Raw genomic sequence first — 22,608 nt, forward strand, 5'->3', positions numbered from 1 at the left:
GCTTAAACGCAACGGATAGCGGCTTATTTTGATGGATTGATATCCGTCAATGCTTTTGTGCGTTCTGCGCGCAAACTCGCCGAGGAAGTCAACTCAACTCATGTCAGGGGGTCCTACCATGGAACTGTCAAAGAGAACGACTGGCCGCTGGGCATTGCGGCTGATGGCGGCGGTGCTGGCGCTCGGCAGCGTGAGCGCCCAGGCGGTGCCGGCCTATGCGCGCCAGACCGGGCAGAACTGCGTGGCCTGCCATGTCAGTTTTCCTGAGCTCACGCCCTATGGCCGATGGTTCAAGCTGTCGGGCTACACCTTTGGGCAGCGGCAGACCCTGCCGGTGGCGATGATGGCGCAGCTCAGCCGCACCCAGATCAAGAACAATGACGACGGCACGGGCACCGACACCTTGGTGACCGCCCGTGACCGAATGGCGGCCTTGAATGGCGCCAGCTTGTTCCTCGCCGGCAAGGTGAATGACAACGTCGGTGGTTTTGTGCAATGGACCTATTCTCAAAACTACAACACCGACGGCACCAGCAGCGGTCACAGCGGCATTGATAACACCGACCTGCGCTGGGTTGGCCGCATGAGCAGCGCGGACGCCAATGACGTCAAGCTGCTGTACGGCGCCACCCTGCATAACAATCCGACGGTGCAAGACGTCTGGAACAGCACGCCCGCGTTTGGCTACCCCTTCACCGGGTCACCCACTGCCGTGGGCCCCACCGCTGGTACGCAAATTGAAGGTGCCTTGGCTCAACAGGTGGCGGGGTTGGGGGCCTACGCTTTTTACGACCGCACTTGGTACGGCGAAGTCACGGCCTACCGCACTGCAGATGGTCTGTTCGGCATTTTGCGCGCCGGACAGGACATCAACACCCCCGGAGGCGTCGCCAAGTTGAGCGGCTCCAACCCCTATGTGCGCGTTGCTTACAACCGGGAGTGGGGAGCCAACTCGTTGATGCTGGGTGTTTTTGGTCTGCAGATAGATCGTTATGTCGACAACACCGACACCAGCAGCGGCACCGACCGATACGCCGACCGAGGCATTGACGCTCAGTACCAGTACATCGGCAGCCCGCACACCTTCACGGCGCAGGCCCGCTACATCCATGAGAAGCAGGACTACCGTTCCAGTTTCGCGCAAGGCGCAACGGCCAATCCAAGCGATGTGTTGAAGACTTTGCAGCTCAAAGCCACCTATTACTACGATCACCAATACGGTGTCACGCTGAGCCACTTTTCCAGCTCAGGCACGGCTGACGCGTTGCTGTATCCCAGCGGCGCAGTCACCGGCAGCGCGAACGGGCGGCCCGACAGTTCAGGCAATATCGTCGAACTTGACTATCTGCCGATGCAAAACGTGCGTTTGATGATGCAGTACACCGCCTATGACAAGTTCAACGGCAGCAGCGGCAGCGGTTATGACGGAGCGACCCTGCGCAGCCCAAGTGACAACAACACGGTGTTTTTGAATCTCTGGGTGTCTTTCTAAAAAGGGGCTGAATCATGAGTTCAAGCATCTATACATATCGGGTCCGCCCGGTCGTGGCGAGTTTGTTGCTGGCCTTGTCCGGTGCGGCCGTGGCTCAGGACGCCCCGGGTGCCAATGCCATTGCGCAGGCGGATCAGGCTGCGCAAAAGGTGGCTGCAACGATTTGCGCCTCGTGTCATGGTGCCACCGGCACCAGCACGTCCCCCTTGTTCCCTCGTCTCGCCGGGCAGCAAGAAGCCTACCTGAATGCTCAACTGAAGGCCTTCAAGGGCAAGACACGGGGCGAGCAGGATGCGCACGACTACATGTGGGGCATGGCAACTTTGCTGGATGACGCCGTGATTGATGGCTTGTCGCGCTACTACGCGGCTCAAAAGCCTGCCCCGGGGATGCCGGGCGACCCGGCTCTGTTGGCTCGGGGCAAGGTACTTTATGAGCAAGGCGAGCCGGCTCGCCAGGTGGCGGCATGTTCTGCGTGCCATGGTGAAAACGCTGCAGGCGTGTCCATCTTTCCACGGCTGGCCGGGCAGCATGCGGCCTATGTGGTGCGGCAGTTGGATGCGATTCAACACAAGTTCCGCGATTCTCCCGTGATGCACGGCGTGATCAAAGAACTGGACCCGGCCGACATGAAGGCCGTGGCGGCCTATGTGCAGTCGCGCTGAGCGCAAAGGGGCAAAGAGTCCCCGGGATTGACCATGAAAACGGGCGGGGCCGACTCAGAATAGTCGGCCCCGCCCGTTTTGTTTGGGGAAAGTGCTTACCTCAGCTTGAAGAATGACACTGTCTGCACGAGGTGCAGCGCTTGTTGCCGCAGGCTTTCTGCCGCTGCGGCGCTTTGCTCGACCAGCGCTGCATTTTGTTGGGTGGTTTGGTCCATCTGGGTGACTGCCTCACCCACCTGCGCCACACCGGAGCTTTGCTCGCTGCTGGCGCTGCTGATTTCACCCATGATGTCGGTGACACGGCGGATGGAGTTGACCACTTCTTGCATGGTGGCGCCGGCCTGGTCGACCAAGGCAGTGCCACTCTCGACCCGCTCGACGCTGGTAGAGATCAGGCTCTTGATCTCTTTGGCCGCGTCGGCACTGCGCTGGGCGAGGCTGCGCACTTCGCTGGCCACGACGGCAAAACCACGACCCTGCTCCCCGGCTCGGGCGGCTTCCACCGCTGCATTCAAGGCCAGGATATTGGTTTGAAACGCAATGCCGTCGATCACACTGATGATGTCGACGATGCGCTTGGAGCTGTCGTTGATGCCCTTCATGGTCTCGACCACCTGGCCGACCACCTGGCCACCCTTGACCGCAACCGATGAGGCGCCCATGGCCAGCTGGTTGCCTTGCTTGGCGTTTTCGGCGTTTTGCGTGACGGTGGAGCCCAGCTCTTCCATCGACGCCGCCGTTTCTTCCAGTGCGCTGGCTTGTTGCTCGGTGCGCTGGCTGAGGTCTTGGTTGCCTTGGGCAATTTCAGCACTGGCCAGGGCCACGTTGTCGGCGTTCGTGCGCACGGTGCCAACAATTTCGGAGAGCTTCTCCGTCATGGCGTTCAGGGTGTTCAGCAACTGCGAAATTTCGTCGCTGCCGTCAATGCGCAGGCTGTGTGTCAGATCACCTTCGGCAATTTGTTGGGCTGCTTTCACAGCCTGCGCAATGGGCTGGGTGATGAGGCGGGTCACGCAGAACGCCAGCGCCGTTGCGATGCCCGCCGCGATCACAAGGGCCACGATGACCCAAGTGCGTGATTGCCCGTAAATAGTCTTGGCGTTGTCGTAGGATCCGTCAGCGCCCTTGGCGTTGATTTCAACCAATTTGGATAAAACTGCGCTCATCGCACGAAAGGTTTCGCGGGACTCACCACGGTATATGGCTTTGGCTTCGTCATGCGTCTGCTCTCCGCCCCGGGACAATTTCAACAACTTGACGTGGGCTTGTCCGGTCGCCTTGTAGGCGGGGGCGAGCGTTTCGTAGGCGCGGCGCTCCTCGCCATCCGTCACCATCGGTGCGTAGGTTTTGAGCAGGCTTTCGAATTTGCTGACGATACCGGCCATTTCTCTTTCAATGCCGTCCATCTCCTTGGTGTCCATGGCCATGACGTGGTTGGCCTGGAGACGGCGGAACTGATTGGCCGTGTCTTGCAACTCGCCAAGCACCTTGACGCTGGGCAGCCAGTTGCCGGCCAGATCCTCAACGTTGGCGTTGATGCGGCTCAGTTGTGAGATGGCAAAGCCACCCAGTGCCAATGTGAGCGCCACGACAATGGCAAAGGCCATGCCAAGTTTCGTGCCAAGTCGATAGTTGTTCAGATTCATTGCCAGGACCTTTCTAGAGACGAGGTGCCGCAAACTTGCGGGGGCAAAGCAGGGCACGCGGGATAAACCCGTGGTTGCGCTGTATATCGGCAGCTTGCAGCAAGAGCTTAGGGGCAGGGATCATGTTGCTCCGCCCCCATTGACTGGCTGCGCACCATCCGGGGTGCCTTCAGTGCCAACTCAGGTCAATTCAGGCCAACTCGTGAATGGCCTGCCTGTGATTATTGGCAAGTTCCTGGCGGATTGCCATGCAAAAAGAGCGAACTTGGTGTTTATCCTCGCCCGGTGTCGGTTACCGTCGAGTTTGGGGGTTTGTGTTGATGACGAGGCACTCCGCCTGCCGGAAACTGCAGGATTGACGTCGGCGGCTACAGTGCATTCTTCAGCGATTTGAAAGGTCTTGCATGCAGGTTCGTTCTTCCGCCTGGTTTGACGCTCAGTACAACAATCGCGCACGGGTTGAGGACAGCGCGGTGATTTTGGAGCGCATGGCCAGCGCCTCGAAGTTTGTGCGGGAAAACGCCGCCAGGGCGTTCGATCTGCCCTATGGGCCGACGCCCTCTGAGCGGCTGGATGTGTTTCCCACCGATGTGGCGGGCGCGCCGGTGTTGGTGGTGCTGCATGGCGGCTGGTGGCGGGGGCGGGACAAGTCCGACTATTCATTTTTGGCCAGCGCCTTCACGGAGGAAGGAGCCATGGTCGTGGTGCCTAACTATCCGCTCTGTCCTGAAGTTAGCTTGGACCGCATCCCTTTGCAGTTAACGCAGGCACTGGCCTGGGTTTGGCGAAATGCGGCCCGCTATGGCGGTGACCCCAATCGCATCATCATTGCCGGTCACTCGGCGGGCGGGCATCTCGCGGCCATGTTGACGTGTTGCGACTGGAAGGCAGTGGGTGCCGACTTGCCGCGGCATCTGATCAAAGGGGCGATTTCTATTTCAGGCGTTCACGACCTGGCCCCCATTCGCAAGACGCCTTTTTTGCAGGCTGACTTGAGGCTGGACGCCGCCGCGGTTCGTCGTTTGAGCCCGGTGCATTTTCCGGCACCCGAGGCACCGTTCTACGCGGTCGTGGGCGCGCAGGAGAGCGAGGAGTTCAAGCGCCAGACGCAAGCCATACGCCAGGCCTGGGGCAGCCGGGCGGTGCCTGTGTGCGAGGAGATTGCGGGCTGCAATCACTTTGACATCCTGCACGATCTGGCCGATCCGCAGGGGCGCAGCCACTTGCTCACGCGCCGCCTGCTGGCGTTGCGCTGGTTCAGTGCCTTGTTCTGAGTGATCCGTGACCGCCCTGATCAGACTGCCGTATGGTGGCCGTGTAGCGGCCCGGGCGGTGATTGACGATCCGCGCCGCACGACCGGATTTCCGCGCCATGATCGCCTTTGTCAAAAGTTGCGACCGCCATCGCAGCGGTGATCGGGCATTTATTAACCGTATTGTTGGCGCGAATTGCCAGTCGGCTTTGAATTGCTCCGTCATTCAAGGCTCGCCCAAGGCACCATGCAGCGCAATGCGCGTGGCCGCCAGGCCAGAATGAAGGCAATGGCGCACGAGGCAGTGGAGATCGACATCACCCAGACGAGCACGGCCATCGACAGATGATCGGCGCCGCAGCACAGCAGCAGCGAGCCGAACCATGCGGTGATGCCAAGCAGGCGCAATGCAGACACTTGTTTCCTGCCGATCGCTGTACTCTCGGCTCCGCGTATTTGCTGCCAGTGGACATCAAGTGAGGCCGCCAGCCAGACAGCGCCGGCCAGGCTGCACCATAGTGCCGCGAAGATGATCAAGGACTCAGAACGCATGGCCTTCCTCCGCGGCTGCGCTGCGCTGGCTGGCGCCAGGCTGCAAGGCCGGCCAGCGCAGGCGAAGCCGGCGCGCGGTAGCCGTGGCCAGCAGGCCGACAGCCAGCAAGGCGATATCAACGCCGGCCACGGGCCAGTAGTGCTCGATGAAGACGGTCTTCAACAGATGATCGCCGGTGGTGATGCTGTTCAGCATCAGCGCCGCAAACGCCAGCACGGCAATGGCGCAACACTGTTCGAACCAGGCCGGCGACGGTTGCACCGGGCGCAACGGCTTGCTCCGCCAAGCGGCGTGGACGAATGAAAGAAGCCAGCTGGCCCAGAACGCGCGCTTCTCCCACTCACCACGCAGAGTCAGGTCTTGCGGCAACAGCTGGTTGGCCACCAGGACGGCCAGCACGGCGATCAGCATGCCAGTTACTGTTGTAACGGCCATCGCATCGGCACAGCGGGCATGTCCCGGCTGTGCCCGCTTGCGCTTCTCGACGAAGAACAGGAAACCCGTGACGATGCAGACGCAGCCCGCCATGCCGCCAAACAGATAGAACCAGCGCAGTGCCCAATGTTCGAACTGCTGAAGGTGCAGGCCGGTGAGGAACTCGTTGATCTTCGCCACCGTCGAGGGCTGGGGCTCCTCGAACAGCACTCGGCCGGTCGCGCCCTCAAAATGGATGGCTTGGCCGAGCAGGGCCACGCGATCGCTGCCGCCGCGATAGACGGTCACGTAACTGTTCTTGTCGCCGGGATGGCTGATGTAGAGGTAGCCGACCTCACCGGCCATGCCGTGCGACGCCCAGCGGCGCTTGGCCTCGATGACCATTGCATCGACCGAGGCGATGGACGCTGGCACGCCAGAGGCTGCATAGGGCAGGTTCTTTGCCTGCGCCTCGGCGATCGCGGCGGCCGTGGCCTGCGGCTTCAGCAGCGTCTCCGAAACCGGCAGGTATATGCCAGCGAAGATCGTCAGGCCCGTCAGCGCGAAGAAGAAGTGGAAGGGCAGCGCGACCACGCCGGTCAGGTTGTGCAGGTCTAGCGTGCTGCGCTGGACGTGCTTCTTCGGTCGGAAGGTAAAGAACTCGCGGAACAGGCGGCGGTGGATAACCACGCCCGAGACCAGTGCGGCCAGCATCACCAGCGCCGCCAGGCCGACGATCCAGTAGCCTAGATTCCTCCAGCCGATGTGCAGGCTGATATGCATCGGGTAGAAGAACTCGCTGCCGATCTTCAGCTGGTCGTCGCGCAGCACCCGGCCGTTGCGTGGGTCGACGGTGACGTGGCCATGCACATGGTCGTCTGCATCGTTGGGGTTGCCCGGCACGGCGTACTCGGCATAGAGGCCAACAACGGGATCGCGGTGCGTCGTGTAGGCGGCCCAGTTGAGCGGTTTCAGCTCGGTTGGCAGCGGCGATTTGACGCGCCCGCCCGCAGCTTCGAGTTCGTCCGCCGCGGGCTTCATCTGCGCAAAGATTGGCGCCAGCATGCTGTCGTAAGACGGCATGGTCTGCGCGGCGAAGCGGGTTTCGGGTAGCGCCCAGCGGTCGAACTCGCGGTCGAACACCGATAGGGAACCGAAAAAAAAGATGACGATCAGCAGGTAACCCAGCACCAGGCCCAGCCAGGTGTGCAGCCAACTCATCGAAAGACGAAAGCTCGAAAACATATGTAAAAAAGCTCCGCAGGTTCAGATGGACAAGGGCGTCAGCCAAGCGCCCAGGGCAGTCATGGCCACGCCGCCACCCAGCAGCACCAGCCAGGCGCGCCAGGCACTCGCAGCCGCGTAGCACCAGCAAAAGGCCGCGAGCCAGACCAAGAAGGCCAGCAGGTACATGGCCATCTGGGCATCTGCATAGGGCATGCCGATACGAAGCAAGGCTGCGATGCCCAGCATCACCAGGCCAAAGACAAAGATCCAGCCGCCAATGAAGCTGGCAGCGATGCGGGAGGCGACTTCGAACGGTGGCGGAGGAGTGGTCATTGCAACTTTCAAACGCGATTAATTCTCATTATCGCAACACTTCACGGATTTTAAATGAGAATCAATCTCAAATAATATAGAGTCGTATCCGCATTTGCAAAAATGAACCCACGAATAAAACCATGAAAACTCACTTCCTGATGACGGCCTGCGCCTTGGCTGCATTGATTGCGATCGCCGACGTCGCCCAGGCCCAGGCCCAGGCCGAAGCCCAGAGCACATCCACGCTGGAGAAGATCGTCGTCACCGGCAAGCGCGCCAACCGCGTCTCCAAGGGCGCCACCGGCTTGGCGATGGATATCAAGGACACGCCGCAGTCGATCAGCTCGATCGACAAGGAGGACCTGACCAACTTCGGCCTGACCGGCAGTAACGAAGCGCTGGCCATGGCCACCGGCATCAACGTGGAGCAGTACGAGACCAATCGTGCCACCTTCAATTCACGTGGCTTCGAGATCCAACTGACCCAGATGGATGGTCTGGGCATGACCAATTCCTGGGGCACCGTCGTCGGACGCGAGGATACCTTCCTCTTCGAAAGTATCGAGGTGATCCGTGGCGCCAACGGCCTGCTCACCGGCGTCGGCAATTCCTCGGGCACGATCAACTACATCCGCAAGCGCCCGAAAAACGAGGATGGCGGCGAGTTCGGTGTGAGCTTCGGCTCCTGGGGCTTGAAGCGGGCTGAGCTGGACTACAACAAGGTATTCACCCAGGACGGCAGCTGGGCTGGCCGCTTGGTCGTGGCTTCCGAGGACAAGGATTCCTTCACCCGCGACCTCCACAACAAGCGCAACACGATCTATGGGGTCGTCGACGGGCAGATCGGGCAGAACGGCACGCTGACCGTGGGCTTGACCGCTGTCGACGCGAAGCAGAATGCGCCGATGTGGGGTTCTCTGACGCTGCTGCACGCGGAGGGCTCGCAGGCCGATTTCCCGGTGAGCTCTTCCACCTCGGCCAACTGGGCCTACTGGAACACCCAGTCCTACAACGCCTTTGCCGAGTACACGCACCGCCTGACGCAAGACTGGGAAGCCAAGCTTACCTATAACGTCCGCCATGCCAACGAGGCGACGAAGCTGCTCTATGCCTACTCGTACACCGGCGTGTTGAACAACGACAACACCGGCTTGGTCGGCTGGCCTTACCGCAGCCAGGGCAGCACGGATGACAGCGTTCTGGACGCCAACGTCAGTGGCCCGTTCTCGGCCTTCGGTCGCAAGCACACCCTGCTGGTGGGTCTGAGCCGTTCGCATGAAAAGACGGCCGTGGACACGTACGCTGCGCTGACGCATATGGGGGACTCCTTGCCCGCCTTCCCCTACGGCGGTAACGCCTACGCCGAACCCGATTGGGCCGTGCGCGCGCCAAGCACCCGCGGTCAGCAGACGCTGACACGCATGTACGTGGCCTCTCGCCTGGTGCTGACCGACAACCTCAAGGCCATCGTCGGATTGAATGCAGTGCATCTCGAACGCAGCGGCGCCTCGATCTACGGCAGCGCGGCCACCAACACCGAGTATCCGGACACCAACAAGTTCAGCCCCTATGTTGGCCTGACCTATGATTTCACGCCTGACGTGCTGGGCTATGTCTCCTACTCGGACATCTTCCAGAACCAGGACCAGACCGACCACGGCGGCCACTACCTCGCGCCGATGAAGGGCGTGAACGCGGAGACTGGCATCAAGGCCGAATGGCTGAATAAGCAGTTGATGACCACCTTCGCCCTCTTCACTGCCAAGCAGCAGAACCTGGCCACCTACGCCGGCCTCATCACCGACGTGCCGACGACCGACCCGCGCTACAACACCAATTGGTACGAGGGCAAGGACGTCCGGTCTAAGGGCTTTGAACTGGAGGCAGTCGGTCGCCTGAGCAAGGACACCAAGGTTTCGCTGGGCTACACCCACCTGATCTTGACCGGCCCCGACGGCAAGGACATCTACGAATGGGTGCCGCGCAACACACTCAAAGCCCGCGTCGAAAGCCGCATGCCCGCGCTGCCAGAGTTGCACCTCGGCCTGGCCGGCCGCTGGCAGTCAGAGATCAGCAACGTCAGCTATGGCAAGCAGTCGGGCTACGCGGTCGCCGATGTGTTCGCTTCGTACGCGCTCAACTCGAAGATGACAGTGCGCCTGAACGTCGACAACCTGAGCGACAAGAAATACATCACCGGCCTGGCCTACGGCGCCCTGTACGGCGCGCCGCGCAGTTACGGCGTGTCGCTGGACTACAAGCTCTGATGCACATGGCGGCTGGTGCGGCCTGTAAGACGCCCCTCAAAGCTGCCGCTCATCGGCATCCTGATAGGGCCGACTTTGGCTGATCGCAGTGCAGCGTGGCTTGAGGGAGCGAATTGTCAGTGACCGCGCTGATCAGACTGCCGTGTAGCGCCCAGGGCGGTGATTGACCACCAGTGCCGCGTTGATGGCGGCCATGCCCAGCAGTGACAGGCCCACTCGGGCGGGCGAGACAAAGCTCAGGGCGCTCAGCAGAATCAAGGCGTCCAGGCCGGCTTGCACCATGCCGGCCGGCCAACCCTTCTTTTCCTGCAGATAAAGCACCAGCACATTGAGCCCGCCGAGCGAGGCTCGGTGGCGGAACAAAATCAGCATGCCCGCGCCAATGAGCAGGCCGCCCGCAATGGCCGCAAACACGAGGTTGAGCTGGCTGAACTGAATCCAGTGGGGCAGGATTTCGCTCAGTGCAGACATCATGCTCACCGCCGTCACTGTTTTGAGCATGAATGCCAAGCCCATGCGTTTATAGGCCAGCCAATAAAAGGGCAGGTTGATGCAAAAAAAGAGTGCGCCAAAGGGCAAGCCTGTTGCGTAGTGCACCATGAAGGCAATGCCCACGGTGCCCCCCGTCAACATGCCGGCCTGCTTGAACAAGGCCACACCCAGCGCCACAAACAAGGTGCCGGTGACCAAGGCTTGCAGGTCCTCGAAATTGCTGTGCCGAAAACTGCGGCTGGCTGCGCGCAGCTTGTCTGCGGCACTCATCCGTTCATCCACCATTTGATGATGCCTTTGGCAATGAAGCCCACCATGCCGAAGCCCAGGCCCAGCAACAGCACAAAGGTGCCAAAGCGGCCCGCGCGAGATTCTCTGGCCAATTGAAAAATGATGAAGATCATGTAGACCATGAAGGCGCCAACGCCCCAGGTCAGGCCGAATTGAGCGATCTGCTGTTCGGTGAATCCAAACATGGTTGTTCCTGGTCGTCCTAATCGGCGCGTTTGACGAGGTCGCGGTAGGCGTGCCAGCTGGCATGACCCAGCCACGGCACGACCACAACCAGGCCTAGCAGCATCGTGGCCATGCCCGCCAGACTCAGCAGCATGATCAGGGCAGCCCACAGGGCTACCGGCGCGGGGTACTCCATCACCACACGCCAACTGGTGAAAACGGCGCCCAGCACACCGATCTGGGTGTCCAGGATCAAGGGCACCGCAATCATCGTGGAGGCGAACATGGGGGCCGCGAGCAAAGCGCCGAGGCCCAGCCAAATTTCGAACAGATGCGAGTTGTCGTTGAGCACGACATAACGCAGAAAGTCCTCGGGCGTATGAATCGGTTGGGGCGCAAAGCCGGTGATCAGGGAGGCCGAGGTCATCACCCAGCCGGTACCGGCAAAGGCCAGCAGAACACCAAAGACAACTAGCCGGCCATCGTGTGGGCGCCAAGCGTCAATCACACGGGCGAGGCTGGGCGTTCGGCCCATTTCAATGTCGCGACTGATGACGTACAAGCCGGTGGCCAAAATGGGCGCCACCAACAAAAATCCACTGAAGGCCCCGGACAACAGCCAGAACCTGTCATGCGTCAGCCACAGGACCAAACCGCCAACAACCGCCATCACAACACCGTGCAGCAGGGACGCGCCCGGGCAGCGCAACAAGTCTTGCCAGCCGCGCGCCAGCCATCCCAGCGGGCGGAGCAGGGGGATGGGTTTCACGCCGAATTGGCGTGATTGCTGCAGGGCTTTTTCAGTTTCGAGCATGGGCATGGGACGGTCCGAATGATGCCTGCCGCTGCGGGAGTGCAGCTTGAGCGAAGTCAAGTCGGGCACGGATCAGCGGCCCAACTGCACGTCTATTATTCACCGGCTTGACCCGGCCCACTTCAGGGGTTTTGCAGCATTTGCGTGGCCACGGCGCTCAGGGCTTGCGGCCCGCCATCGGGCAAATGCAGTTGGCGTGCCTGGGCGAGTTGCGGGTAATGCCCGCTCAACGAGCGCTCATAGCCCGGATCGTAGTGTTCGCGCATGAGCTCGCCGAAAACGCTGGCGAAGTCGCCCGCACGGGCCAGGGCTTGCCAATGGCTCACTTTTTGGTGGCCCCGCAGCGTGACGAGGCCTGACAGCAGGGTGCAGAACTGGTCGGGTTGGGCCTTGAAATGGGCATAGTCTTCCAGCAGCAATTGCACGCGGGCGGCGTCGGGCATTTCGAGCCAGTAGCATGTTTTTGTGGCGCGCATGGCCGTATGCAGCGCCTCGGGCAGGCGAATCAGGCCGATCTTGCGACTTTCGCTTTCCACAAAAATGGGTCGGCTCAAATCCAGCGCTTTGAGCGCTTGCCACAGCAAGCTGTCAAACCCTTTTTGACTGGGTTGGGCCTGATCGGGCAAGGCCCCCAGCACGGAACCCCGGTGTCGTGCCAGGCCTTCAAGATCGAGCACCTGGGCCCCTTGCGCACGCAACGCATGCAGGAGGCGGGTCTTGCCGCTGCCGGTTCTGCCGCACAACACGTGCAGGGGAAAGTCCAGCGGAATGGCGTCCAGCGCGAGACGCACCTCGGTACGGTAGGCCTTGTAGCCCCCCGCCAATTGCCGTGATTTGAAGCCGATTTGCCCCAGGAACCAATGCATGGCACCGGAGCGTTGGCCGCCGCGCCAGCAGTACACGAGCGGGCGCCAGTTGCGTGGTAGCGCGGCGCCGTGCGCGTCCAGGTGTTGGGCGATATTGCGGGCTACCAAGGCCGCACCGAGTTTACGGGCCTCGAAGGGTGACGCTTTGTACAGCGTGCCGACAACGCGCCGTTGCTCGTCGTCCAGCACCGGCCAGTTGAGGGCGCCGGGCAGGTGGTCTTCGGCAAACTCCGAGGGGCTGCGCACGTCGATGATGGCATCAAATTCGTCCAGCTTCGCCAGGGCCGCCGGGGCGTCGATCACGGTGGGGGGCACGCGTGAGGGCGCCGGTGCAGGCTGGGGTTGTTGCGGCTGTGCTTCGGTGCTCATTGGGGCAGGGCAATGGCGTCGAGCAATTCGGTCTCGATCAACAACTGCGTCTTGTTTTGCTGCAGGGCAGGCCCATCGACGAGGAAGGTGTCTTCCACGCGCTCGCCCAGGGTGGAAATCTTGGCGAGATGCAGATTGATGTTGTGGCGAGCCATGACGCGGGCGATGGCATAGAGCAGGCCAGCCCGGTCGGTGGTGCTGACTGACAGCACCCAACGCTGACCTCGCTCATCGGGGCGCAGCGCGATGCGCGGCGTGTACGGGAAGCTCTTGACCCGGCGGGAGAGCCGGCCGCGCCGCGGCTCGGGCAGCGGGCTGTCGGCCATGAGCGCCTGCGTCAACTTGGTTTCAACCAGCGACACTAAATCGCGGTGGTGCAGGTCGAGGTCGGGGCTGATGACTTGAAAGGTGTCTAACGCATAGCCCTTGCGGGTCGTGTGCACCTTGGCATCGAGAATGTTGAAGCCGGCGCCGTCGAAGTAGGCACACATGCGCGCAAACAGATCGGGGCGGTCGGGCGTGTAGACCAGTACCTGCAGGCCTTCACCCACCGGGGAGGGGCGGGCGCTGACCTTAGGCTGCTCGCTGCTGACATCGCGCCACAGCGCGCGCGCATGCCAGGCGAGTTCGCTGGCCTCGTGCCGGGCAAAGTAGCTCAGCTCCAAGGTGTCCCACAAGGCGGCTTCAGTGCCGGGCAACATGCTGTGCAGGGCCAAGCTGTGGCGGGCCTCATTTTTGCGGGCTTCGATTTCGGCGTCGGCATTGGGCCGTGCGCCGCCGAGTGCCCGCAGGGTGATACGGTAGAGGTCTTCCAGCAGCTTGCCTTTCCAGGCATTCCAGACCTTGGGGCTGGTGCCGCGGATGTCTGCCACGGTGAGCAGGTACAGGCCGGTGAGGTGGCGTTCATCGCGCATTTTGGCGGCAAAGGCGGCAATCACTTCGGGGTCGGCGAGGTCTTCTTTCTGCGCCACGCGGGAGAGGGTCAGGTGGTGCTGCACCAGAAAAGCAACCAGCTCGCCGTCTTCTTTGCTAATGCCGTGCGCACGGCAGAAACGTTTGACTTCCGTGGCGCCCAATTCGGAGTGGTCACCGCCCCGGCCCTTGGCCACGTCATGGAACAGCGCCGCAACGTACAGCAACTCCGGCTTGTCCCATTGCGCCGCTAGCGAGGAGCAGAAACTGTATTCGTGGGCATGCTCGGGAATGAAAAAGCGCCGCACATTGCGCAAGACCATCAAGATGTGCTGGTCCACGGTGTAGACGTGGAACAGGTCGTGCTGCATCTGTCCGACGATGGCGCGGAAGACCCACAAATAGCGCCCCAGCACCGAGGTCTGGTTCATCAGGCGAAAGGCGTGCGTTTGGCCCTCCGGCTGGCGCAGAATCTGCATGAAGGTGGCGCGGTTTACCGGATCGCGGCGGAAGTTGGCGTCCATCACGCCCCGGGCGTTGTAGAGCGCCCGCAAGGTGTGGGCCGAGAGGCCCTTGATGCCCGGCGTCTGTTGATAGCACAAGAAGGTGCGCAGGATGGCGTGCGGTTGACGGTGGTAGAGGTCGTCACTGACCACCTCGAGCATGCCGGCACGGTCCAGAAACTCGTCATTGATGGGGCGCATCAGCCCCTGTTGAGAGCCATTCACCTGCTCCTCAAGATTGAGCAGCAGAATTTGATTGAGCTGGCTGACCGCCTTGGCCGCCCAGTAGTAGCGCCGCATCAGGACTTCAGAGGCGCGCTGGGCTTTGCTGCCGGCGTAGCCAAAACTCTCTGCCACCGCCGTTTGCAGGTCGAAGACCAAGCGATCTTCACGCCGCCCGGCGACAAGGTGCAGGCGGGCGCGAATCAGTTTGAGCAGGCCTTCATTGCGCTGCAGCTGGTGGCTTTCGAACGCAGTGATCAGGCCCTTGGCGGCCAGTTCGTGCCAGGTCTTGCCCAGGCCGGCGGCGCGAGCAATCCAGATCAGCACTTGCAGATCGCGCAGACCCCCCGGGCTTTCTTTGCAGTTGGGCTCCAGCGAGTAGGGTGTTTCATCGAACTTGGTATGCCGTTGGCGCATCTCCAGCGTCTTGGCGCGCAAGAAGGCCTTGGGGTCCATGGCGGCCATCAACTGCGCGTCCATCTGCTGCTGCAATTTGCGCGAGCCGCACAGCAGGCGCGACTCCAGCAGGGCGGTCTGCACCGTCACATCCGCCGCAGCTTCGGTGATGCATTCACCCAAGGTGCGAACCGAGGAGCCGATTTCGAGCCCGCTGTCCCAGCACGCGGTGATGAAGCTTTCGATGCCTGCCTTGAGCGGGGTGCATTGGTGGGCTTCTACACCGTTTGGGAGCAGCACCAACACGTCGACGTCGGAGTAGGGGAACAGTTCGCCGCGCCCGTAGCCGCCCACCGCCACCAGGCTGGCGCCCTGCGGCATGGCCGCCGCAGCCCAAAGCGCCTTTAACTGAAGGTCCACCTGCCGCGCCAACTTGCGCAGCAGGCTTGTGCCGGCGCTCAGCGTCGATCGGGCGGCGCGAAACTGGTCGAGGATCAGCTTTTTGTCAGCCTTGAATTGCTGACGCAGCGCTGCAATGTCCAGCACCGTCGGCGTCTCTGACGGCTGGGGATCGCACGGTGTCACAGGCGTGCTTTCTTGGGCGGCAGCCACGGCCTCAGGTCTTTGTGGACGTGATGAAGGCGGGCAGCGGCGGGCTGCCGTCGGACAAGGTGAAGACCTCGTAGCCGGTTTCGGTCACCATCAGGGTGTGCTCCCACTGGGCAGAGAGCGAGCGGTCTTTGGTGACGATGGTCCAGCCGTCGCCCGTTTCTTTGATCTCGCGGCGGCCGGCGTTGATCATGGGCTCGATGGTGAACACCATGCCGGGCTTGAGCTCTTCCAGCGTCCCGGGGCGGCCGTAGTGCAGCACCTGCGGTTCTTCGTGGAAGACTTGGCCAATGCCGTGGCCGCAGAACTCGCGCACGATCGAGAAGCCGGCGTTTTCGGCAAAAGTTTGAATGGCGTGCCCGATGTCACCCAGTCGGGCGCCGGGCTTGACCTTGGCGATACCCTTCCACATGGCTTCGTAGGTGAACGCGCACAGGCGCTTTGCCGCGATGGAGCCATTGCCGACCACAAACATCCGGCTGGTGTCGCCATGCCAGCCGTCTTTAATGACGGTGACGTCGATGTTCAGGATGTCGCCGTCCTTCAAGGCCCGATCATTGGGAATGCCGTGGCAGACTTGATGATTGATCGAGGTGCAGATCGACTTGGGGTAGGGGATGTAGCCGGCCGGCGTGTAGTTCAGCGGTGCGGGGATCGCCTGCTGCACGTTGACGATGTAGTCGTGGGCCAGCTTGTCGAGTTGTTCGGTGGTGGTGCCCGGTTTGACATGCGGGGTCAGCATGTCCAGCACTTCGGAGGCCAGGCGCCCGGCAATGCGCATGGCCGGGATATCTGCGCCGGATTTGATGGTGATCGTCATCCGCGCATTTTAACTGGGACACGACCGTCGCAGGTTTGCTGCGGTCTTGTCCTTGCCCGGGCTGAGGTCGAACGAGGCCGGATGATTCGCCAGGGCCGCGTCCGCCGAGTTTGGGCGTCAGGCCACCCAGTCCACCATGCCGCTCCAGGCGGTGAATAGCACCACGATGCCAAAGGCGATGCGATACCAGGCGAAGGGCACAAAGGTGTGGCTGGAGATGTAGCGCAGCAACCAGCGCACGCACAGCCATGCGCTCAGGAAGCTGACCACAAAGCCAACCAGGAACAAGGGCGTGTCCGCCATCGACAACATGGCGCGTTCTTTCCACATGCTGTAGCCGCCTGCCGCCACCAGCGTGGGAATGGCCAGGAAGAAGCTGAAGTCCGTGGCAGCCTTGCGCGACAAGCCCAGCAGCATGCCACCGATGATGGTGGAGCCAGAGCGACTGGTGCCGGGGATCATGCCCAGGCATTGCACCAGGCCCACCTTCAGCGCATCCAGCGGGGTCATTTCGTCGATATCGTTGATGCGCACCGTGAGCTTGGCGCGCCGCTCCACCCAGAGAATGATCAGGCCGCCGACGATGAAGGCAGCGGCCACCACCGGTGCGTTGAACAAGAAGACCTTGATTTTCTTGTAGACGAAGAAGCCGATCAGCGCGGCCGGCAGAAAGCCGATGGCCACATTGATGATGAAGCGGCGTGCCCGCTCGCTGCTGCCAAAGTCCTGAAACGCCCCGGAGATGCGCTGCCAATACACGATGATCACCGCCAGGATGGCGCCGGTCTGGATGGCGATGTCGAACACCTTGGACTTGTCATCCGTCATGCCCAGCAGGGTGCCGGTAAGGATCAGGTGGCCGGTGGACGAGACGGGAAGAAACTCGGTCAAGCCCTCCACAATGCCCATGATGGTGGCTTTGATCAGCAATACGGGATCCACGGCTACTCCTCTTTAAAGTGGGCGCGATGATAGCTTGCGCCTGTGACGGACGAATCGACGTGGGGCGGCCAGGCGGTTGCCGTGGCGTGTGTGGGTTTGATGCGCCAGGGCCGAGGTTGACCGGCGGCTTGTGGGCGAATACATTACTGACCGATCAGTCAATAGAGCATTCGATGCACTGCTCTCGTGACGCCCGCTGAATTCATCAGGTCCGTGCATTGAGCCTCAACCCCCTTTCGAACAAGGTCTCATCCAGCCGCGCCGGCACGCGCCAGCGGCGCAAAGAAGCGCGCCCGCAAGAGTTGCTGGACGCGGCGCTGACGCTGTTTGTCGAAAGGGGCTTTGCCGCCACCCGCAGCGAAGAGGTGGCGGCACGCGCCGGTGTCTCCAAAGGCACGTTGTACCGCTACTACCCCAGCAAAGAAGATTTGTTCAAGGCAGTGGTGCGCGAGAACCTGTCGGTGCATATCGAAGACAGTGCCGTGCAGGTGGCCAATTTCACCGGCTCCAGCGTTGACTTGCTGCGCCAAGTCATGAACGACTGGCTGTGCGAGGTTGGCGACCGCAATCTGGGCGGCATCTGCAAGATCATGCTGGCGGAGGCCGGCAACTTTCCTGAGTTGGCGCAGTTCTACATGACTGAGGTTATCGCGCCCACCAACGACTTGCTGTGCGCTTTGATCCGGCGCGGCATTGAGCGCGGTGAATTCCGCGAGGTGCCAGTGGCCGAGACCGTCACGGTCTTGATCGGGCCCATGTTGCACATGGTGCTGTTTGAACATGCGTTTGGCGCCTGCAAGATTCAAGAGGTGCAGATTGATCCCGCCAGTGTCATGGCGGTGCATCTGGATCTGCTCTTGCGTGGTTTGCTGAGTTCACCGGTAGCGCCAACAACAGATCTGGCCGCTCCGTCTCCTTCCCTTTCCTCCCGCTCTTGAAAGACGTTTGCCCATGAAGCTTTGGCAGAAGATTGCGTTGTCTCTGGTTGTGTTGCTTGGCATGGGGCTGGCTGGAAAAAGTTATATGAAATCGCGTCAAGCTGCGGCCGAGGCCGCAGCGATGGGGGCGAAGGCGCCGGTGGGATTGGTCTTGGCCGATATCGATGTAGTGAGCCTTAAGCGCCAGCGCTTCACCAGCAGCCTGGACATTTCAGGCAATGTGCGTGCGGTGGACAGTGCGGTGATCAAGGCCAAGGTGGCGGCTGAGTTGGCGCAACTGAGCGTGCGCGAGGGCGACACGGTGAAGGCCGGCCAGGTGGTTGGCCAACTGGACAACGTTGAGTTCGACTGGCGTTTGCGCCAGGCGGAGCAGCAAGCGGCTGCCAGCCGCTCGCAACTGGACATTGCCAAGCGCACGCTTGATAACAACCGGGCCATGGTGGCGCAGGGATTCATTTCGCCAACCGCCATGGATCAGGCCGTGGCCAGCGAAGCCGGTGCCCAGGCCACCTTGCTGGCCGCTCAGGCTGCCGTGGAGTTGGCGCGCAAATCATTGGCTGACTCGCGTTTGCTGGCGCCGATTTCGGGCCAGGTATCGCAGCGGCTGGCCCAGCCGGGCGAGCGCGTGGCCATTGACGGCAAGATCCTGGAAATCGTTAACCTCTCCAAACTGGAGATGGAGGCCGCCATCGCGCCAGAATTTGCCGGGGCGGTGAAGGTCGGCGCCAAGGCCCGTTTGCAAATTGAAGGCCTGGCGGGCGATGTGCCTGCAGTGGTGGCCCGCATCAACCCGATGGCGCAGGCCGGCTCGCGCGCGGTGCTGGTGTATTTGCGCATCGATGGCCAGCCGGGACTGCGGCACGGCATGTTTGCGCGCGGCAAGCTTCTGCTCGAAGAACACGAGGCCCTGGTGGCGCCCCAGTCAGCGGTGCGCATGGACAAGGCCAAGCCCTATGTCTTGAAGATTGAGGACGGCGCGGTCAAGGCCATCAAAGTGGAAGAGGGCCCTGTAGGGGAGATTGCCGGGCAGACGGTGGTTGAACTTCGCGTGAGCGCGGACAGCGGGCTGGGCGATGGCGCGCGAATCCTGGCTATTTCGGCAGGCCAAGTGGCTGACGGCACGCGGGTCAGCTTGGCGGAGTTGGGGCACGACAAGGTCCCGGGTAGCGCTCAGCCGGCCTCCGGCACGGCACACTGAGGACGGGCCCGCACCATGTGGTTCACCCGTATATCGATTCAAAACCCGGTCATGGCCGTGATGGTCATGATGGCCTTTGTGGTGCTGGGCCTGTTCAGTTATCAGCGCTTGTCGGTCGACCAGTTTCCGAACATCGACTTCCCGACCGTGGTCGTGCAGATGGACTATCCCGGCGCTTCGCCAGAGATTGTCGAGAGCGAGGTCACCAAAAAGGTCGAAGAGGCGGTCAACACGGTCGCCGGCATCAATGCCCTGACGTCGCGCTCGTATGAAGGCACCTCGGTCGTCATCATCGAGTTCAATCTTGATGTGGACGGCCGCAAGGCGGCTGAGGACGTGCGCGAGAAAGTCGCCCTCGTGCGACCCACCTTGCGCACCGAGGTGAAGGAGCCTCGGGTTTCCCGTTTCGACCCGCAAAGCATGCCTATTTTCAATGTGGCCGTGCTGTCTGAAGATGGCAAGCAGAGCACGCAGGAATTGACCACCTGGGCGGTCAAGGTTTTGCAAAAGCGCCTGGAAAACGTACGTGGCGTGGGCTCCGTGACGGTGGTGGGCGGCCTGCAGCGGCAGGTGCAGATTCGCCTGCGTCCGCAGGCCATGGAGTCGATGGGCGTCACCGTCGACCAGATGCTGAACGCGGTTCAAAGTGAAAATCAGGAACTGCCCATGGGCAATCTGCGCTCGCTCGAAAAAGAGCAGGTGGTGCAGATCAACGCCCGTTTGAAGCGCCCGGAGGAGTTTCGCGACATCGTGGTGGCGCGCAAGAACGGCGTGTCCGTCAAGCTGTGGCAGGTGGCCGACGTGGTGGACGGCCCGCAGGAGGTGGACAGCCTGGCGCTCTACAACGGCCAACGCACCGTGCTGCTCAGCGTGCAGAAGAGCCAGGGCGAGAACACCATCGACGTGGTGGACGGCCTCTACGCGGCCTTGAAAGAGTCCAAGGCCGTCACGCCCAAGGGTATCAAAACGGAGGTCAATCGCGACAACTCGCGCGCCATCCGCGTCTCGGTGGCGAACGTGCAGCACACCTTGTTTGAAGGTGCGGCGCTGACGGTGTTGATCGTCTTCTTGTTCCTCAACTCCTGGCGCTCCACCATCATCACCGGCCTGACGCTGCCGATTGCGTTGATCGGTACGTTCTTGTTCATGTACGTGTTCGGGTTCACCATCAACAACATCACCATGATGGCTCTGAGCCTGTGCGTGGGCTTGTTGATCGACGATGCCATCGTGGTGCGCGAGAACATCGTGCGCCACGTGCAAATGGGCGCTTCACCCAAGCAGGCGGCGCTGGATGGCACTGAAGAAATCGGCCTGGCGGTGCTGGCCACCACCTTGTCCATCGTCGCGGTGTTTCTGCCCATCGGCTTCATGGGCGGCATCGTGGGCAAGTTCTTCCACGAGTTTGGCATCACCATCGTGGCTGCAGTGCTGATCTCTATGTTTGTCAGCTTCACGCTGGACCCGATGCTGTCGAGCATTTGGCACGACCCTCAGGCCCATGGCGTGCACAAGGGCCCGCCGGTCACGTTGTACGACAAGACGCTGGGCCGCGTCACCGGCGCGTTCGATACCTTCACCGAGTGGCTGTCGAGCATCTATCAAGCCGTGCTGGGTTGGTCTTTGCGGCACAAGGGCAAAACCTTGGCCATCGCCCTGGCGTCGCTGCTGTGCAGTTGCGCCTTGATTTCAGGTGTGGGCAAAGAGTTTGTGCCCAAGGCAGATTTGTCGGAAACGCAGATCAACTTCTACACCCCCGTGGGCTCGGCCCTGGAGGTGACCGAGGCGCGCGCCCGGCAGATCGACACGGTACTGCGCGCCATGCCAGAGGTGAAGTACACCGTAACGACCATCAACAGCGGCATGGCGGCTGGAAAGATTTATGGCGCGGTGTATGTGCGCTTGCAGGATCGCAAGGACCGCAAGCGCAGCGTGAACGACTTGGCGACTCCCATGCGTGAGAAGCTGGCGCAAATCCCCGGCATCACGGTGACCAATATCGGCCAGACCGATCTTGGGGGAGGCAAGAGCCTGCAGTTCTCGCTTCAGGGCGCTGATCTGGATGAGTTGGAGCGGCTCTCGAAGCAGGTGATGGTGCGCTTGCAGAAGATCCCGGGGCTGGTGGATTTGGACACCACGCTCAAACCCGACAAGCCGACGGTGTCCGTGGAGGTCAAGCGTGATGCCGCCGCCGATGTCGGGCTCAACGTCAGCAGCCTGGCGACCACCTTGCGCACCCTGGTGGCGGGCACGACTGTTGGCAACTGGCGAGCGTCCGATGGCGAGAACTATGACGTGATCGTCCGCCTGGGGCCGGAAAGCCGTGACGCCATCGCCGACCTGCGCGGCATGCCCATCAATGTGGCCGCCGCTGCCGACGGCACACCGCGTGCGGTGCGCTTGAGCCAGGTGGCTGATGTGCGTGCTTCCACCGGGCCTAACCAGATCAATCGACGGGACCTGAACCGGGAGATCACCATCGACGCCAACGCCTTGGGGCGCAGCTCGGGCGAGGTGTCGGCCGACATCAAGAAAGTGCTGGATGACACGGCGTTTCCGCCCGGCTACCGCTACAGCTTTGGCGGTTCGACCAAGAACATGAACGAGTCCTTCAGCTACGCGGTTGGTGCGCTGGCCTTGGCCATCGTGTTCATCTACATGATTCTGGCCAGCCAGTTCAAGAGCTTCCTGCAGCCCTTGGCCTTGATGAGCTCGCTGCCGCTGACGCTCATCGGCGTGGTGCTGGCCTTGCTGGCCTTCCGCTCGACGCTGAATATGTTCAGCATCATTGGGATTGTCATGCTGATGGGCTTGGTCACCAAAAACGCGATCCTGCTGATTGATTTTGCGATCCGCTCCCGCGAGGGCGAACATGGGCATGGTGTCGACGCCGAGCCCATGGGCCGCAATGAAGCGCTGTTGCATGCGGCCAAGGTGCGCCTGCGCCCGATCTTGATGACCACCCTGGCGATGGTTTTTGGCATGGTGCCGCTGGCCTTTGCGATGAGCGAGGGCGCCGAGCAACGTGCTCCCATGGGACAAGCGGTGATTGGCGGGGTGATCACGTCCTCGCTGCTGACCCTGGTGGTGGTGCCGGTGATCTATTGCTATCTGGATGATTTGTCGATGTGGGCAAAGCGCAAATTCCTGGGCGGCAAGGCCTGATGGCCCATGCTGTTGGCGTTTTGCGGGCCACTAGAATTGCAAAAATAACCAAGCGATGCGACGTCGCTTTTTGA

18 protein-coding genes are annotated in these 22,608 nt (G+C 61.6%); 7 read left to right on the forward strand and 11 right to left on the reverse strand.

The features are described from left to right. Positions 1–118: 118 nt before the first annotated feature. Both PRZ01_RS01285 and PRZ01_RS01290 read left to right on the forward strand, forming a co-directional pair. A complete protein-coding gene (locus PRZ01_RS01285) occupies positions 119–1,492 on the forward strand; it encodes a cytochrome C (RefSeq protein WP_273594933.1) in 1,374 nt (457 codons plus the stop codon). Between the two features lie 14 nt (positions 1,493–1,506). Further along, entirely contained in the window at positions 1,507–2,157 is a 651-nt protein-coding gene (locus tag PRZ01_RS01290; RefSeq protein ID WP_273594934.1) for a c-type cytochrome, read from the forward strand. 95 nt (positions 2,158–2,252) lie between these two features. On the opposite strand, the gene PRZ01_RS01295 is transcribed toward PRZ01_RS01290, so the two are convergent. After that, on the reverse strand, positions 2,253–3,803 hold the full coding sequence (locus PRZ01_RS01295; protein WP_273594935.1) for a methyl-accepting chemotaxis protein: 1,551 nt from the start codon (positions 3,801–3,803) through the stop codon (positions 2,253–2,255). Between the two features lie 404 nt (positions 3,804–4,207). On the opposite strand from PRZ01_RS01295, the gene PRZ01_RS01300 reads away from it, so the two are divergent. Beyond that, complete coding sequence (locus PRZ01_RS01300) at positions 4,208–5,077, forward strand: alpha/beta hydrolase (RefSeq protein WP_273594936.1); 870 nt, start codon at positions 4,208–4,210, stop codon at positions 5,075–5,077. A 201-nt stretch (positions 5,078–5,278) separates the two neighbouring features. Here PRZ01_RS01300 and PRZ01_RS01305 read toward each other — a convergent pair whose 3' ends face one another. The 3 genes from PRZ01_RS01305 to PRZ01_RS01315 are packed head-to-tail and all read right to left on the reverse strand — an operon-like array spanning position 5,279 to position 7,583. Continuing rightward, the gene (locus PRZ01_RS01305; protein ID WP_273594937.1) at positions 5,279–5,608 is read right to left on the reverse strand and encodes a DUF3325 domain-containing protein; all 330 of its coding nucleotides are present in this window, start codon (positions 5,606–5,608) and stop codon (positions 5,279–5,281) included. Then, positions 5,598–7,268 (reverse strand): PepSY-associated TM helix domain-containing protein, encoded by a 1,671-nt coding sequence (locus tag PRZ01_RS01310; RefSeq protein WP_273594938.1) that lies wholly within the window; start codon positions 7,266–7,268, stop codon positions 5,598–5,600. Before PRZ01_RS01310 ends, PRZ01_RS01305 begins: the two co-directional genes overlap by 11 nt. A gap of 21 nt (positions 7,269–7,289) precedes the next feature. Then, positions 7,290–7,583: an iron uptake protein gene (locus tag PRZ01_RS01315; protein WP_273594939.1), complete on the reverse strand. Its 294-nt coding sequence runs from the start codon at positions 7,581–7,583 to the stop codon at positions 7,290–7,292. Between the two features lie 122 nt (positions 7,584–7,705). Between PRZ01_RS01315 and PRZ01_RS01320 the strand changes: the two genes are divergently transcribed. Further along, positions 7,706–9,832, forward strand: coding sequence for a TonB-dependent siderophore receptor (locus PRZ01_RS01320; RefSeq protein WP_273594940.1), 2,127 nt, complete (start codon positions 7,706–7,708; stop codon positions 9,830–9,832). Positions 9,833–9,964: 132 nt separating this feature from the next. Here the strand turns inward: PRZ01_RS01320 and PRZ01_RS01325 are convergent, their stop codons facing one another. The 7 genes from PRZ01_RS01325 to PRZ01_RS01355 all read right to left on the reverse strand — a co-directional run bounded on the left by PRZ01_RS01325 (position 9,965) and on the right by PRZ01_RS01355 (position 17,233). Then, positions 9,965–10,594 carry a YitT family protein gene (locus PRZ01_RS01325; protein WP_273594941.1) on the reverse strand — a complete coding sequence of 210 codons (630 nt, stop codon included), beginning with the start codon at positions 10,592–10,594 and terminating at the stop codon, positions 9,965–9,967. Further along, the gene (locus PRZ01_RS01330; RefSeq protein WP_273594942.1) at positions 10,591–10,800 is read right to left on the reverse strand and encodes a DUF2788 domain-containing protein; all 210 of its coding nucleotides are present in this window, start codon (positions 10,798–10,800) and stop codon (positions 10,591–10,593) included. The genes PRZ01_RS01325 and PRZ01_RS01330 overlap by 4 nt, the downstream gene beginning before the upstream one ends. Before the next feature lie 17 nt (positions 10,801–10,817). Beyond that, positions 10,818–11,600, reverse strand: a complete 783-nt coding sequence (locus PRZ01_RS01335; protein WP_273594943.1) for a DUF2189 domain-containing protein — start codon at positions 11,598–11,600, stop codon at positions 10,818–10,820. A 116-nt stretch (positions 11,601–11,716) separates the two neighbouring features. After that, on the reverse strand, positions 11,717–12,829 hold the full coding sequence (gene mnmH, locus PRZ01_RS01340) for a tRNA 2-selenouridine(34) synthase MnmH (protein ID WP_273594944.1): 1,113 nt from the start codon (positions 12,827–12,829) through the stop codon (positions 11,717–11,719). Continuing rightward, positions 12,826–15,408 carry a [protein-PII] uridylyltransferase gene (locus tag PRZ01_RS01345; RefSeq protein WP_273595049.1) on the reverse strand — a complete coding sequence of 861 codons (2,583 nt, stop codon included), beginning with the start codon at positions 15,406–15,408 and terminating at the stop codon, positions 12,826–12,828. Before PRZ01_RS01345 ends, mnmH begins: the two co-directional genes overlap by 4 nt. A 70-nt stretch (positions 15,409–15,478) precedes the next feature. Next, the gene (gene map, locus PRZ01_RS01350) at positions 15,479–16,291 is read right to left on the reverse strand and encodes a type I methionyl aminopeptidase (protein WP_273594945.1); all 813 of its coding nucleotides are present in this window, start codon (positions 16,289–16,291) and stop codon (positions 15,479–15,481) included. A 117-nt stretch (positions 16,292–16,408) separates the two neighbouring features. After that, positions 16,409–17,233 carry an undecaprenyl-diphosphate phosphatase gene (locus PRZ01_RS01355; RefSeq protein ID WP_273594946.1) on the reverse strand — a complete coding sequence of 275 codons (825 nt, stop codon included), beginning with the start codon at positions 17,231–17,233 and terminating at the stop codon, positions 16,409–16,411. Positions 17,234–17,451: 218 nt separating this feature from the next. Between PRZ01_RS01355 and PRZ01_RS01360 the strand changes: the two genes are divergently transcribed. From PRZ01_RS01360 to PRZ01_RS01370, 3 genes are all read left to right on the forward strand, one after another. Further along, positions 17,452–18,171, forward strand: a complete 720-nt coding sequence (locus PRZ01_RS01360; RefSeq protein ID WP_273594947.1) for a TetR/AcrR family transcriptional regulator — start codon at positions 17,452–17,454, stop codon at positions 18,169–18,171. 85 nt (positions 18,172–18,256) lie between these two features. Beyond that, positions 18,257–19,369, forward strand: coding sequence for an efflux RND transporter periplasmic adaptor subunit (locus tag PRZ01_RS01365; RefSeq protein WP_273594948.1), 1,113 nt, complete (start codon positions 18,257–18,259; stop codon positions 19,367–19,369). A 15-nt stretch (positions 19,370–19,384) separates the two neighbouring features. Next, positions 19,385–22,534 carry an efflux RND transporter permease subunit gene (locus PRZ01_RS01370; RefSeq protein WP_273594949.1) on the forward strand — a complete coding sequence of 1,050 codons (3,150 nt, stop codon included), beginning with the start codon at positions 19,385–19,387 and terminating at the stop codon, positions 22,532–22,534. Positions 22,535–22,608 lie beyond the last annotated feature (74 nt).

It is taken from the genome of Roseateles koreensis (assembly GCF_028595305.1).
Lineage (GTDB): Bacteria > Pseudomonadota > Gammaproteobacteria > Burkholderiales > Burkholderiaceae_C > Paucibacter_A > Paucibacter_A koreensis.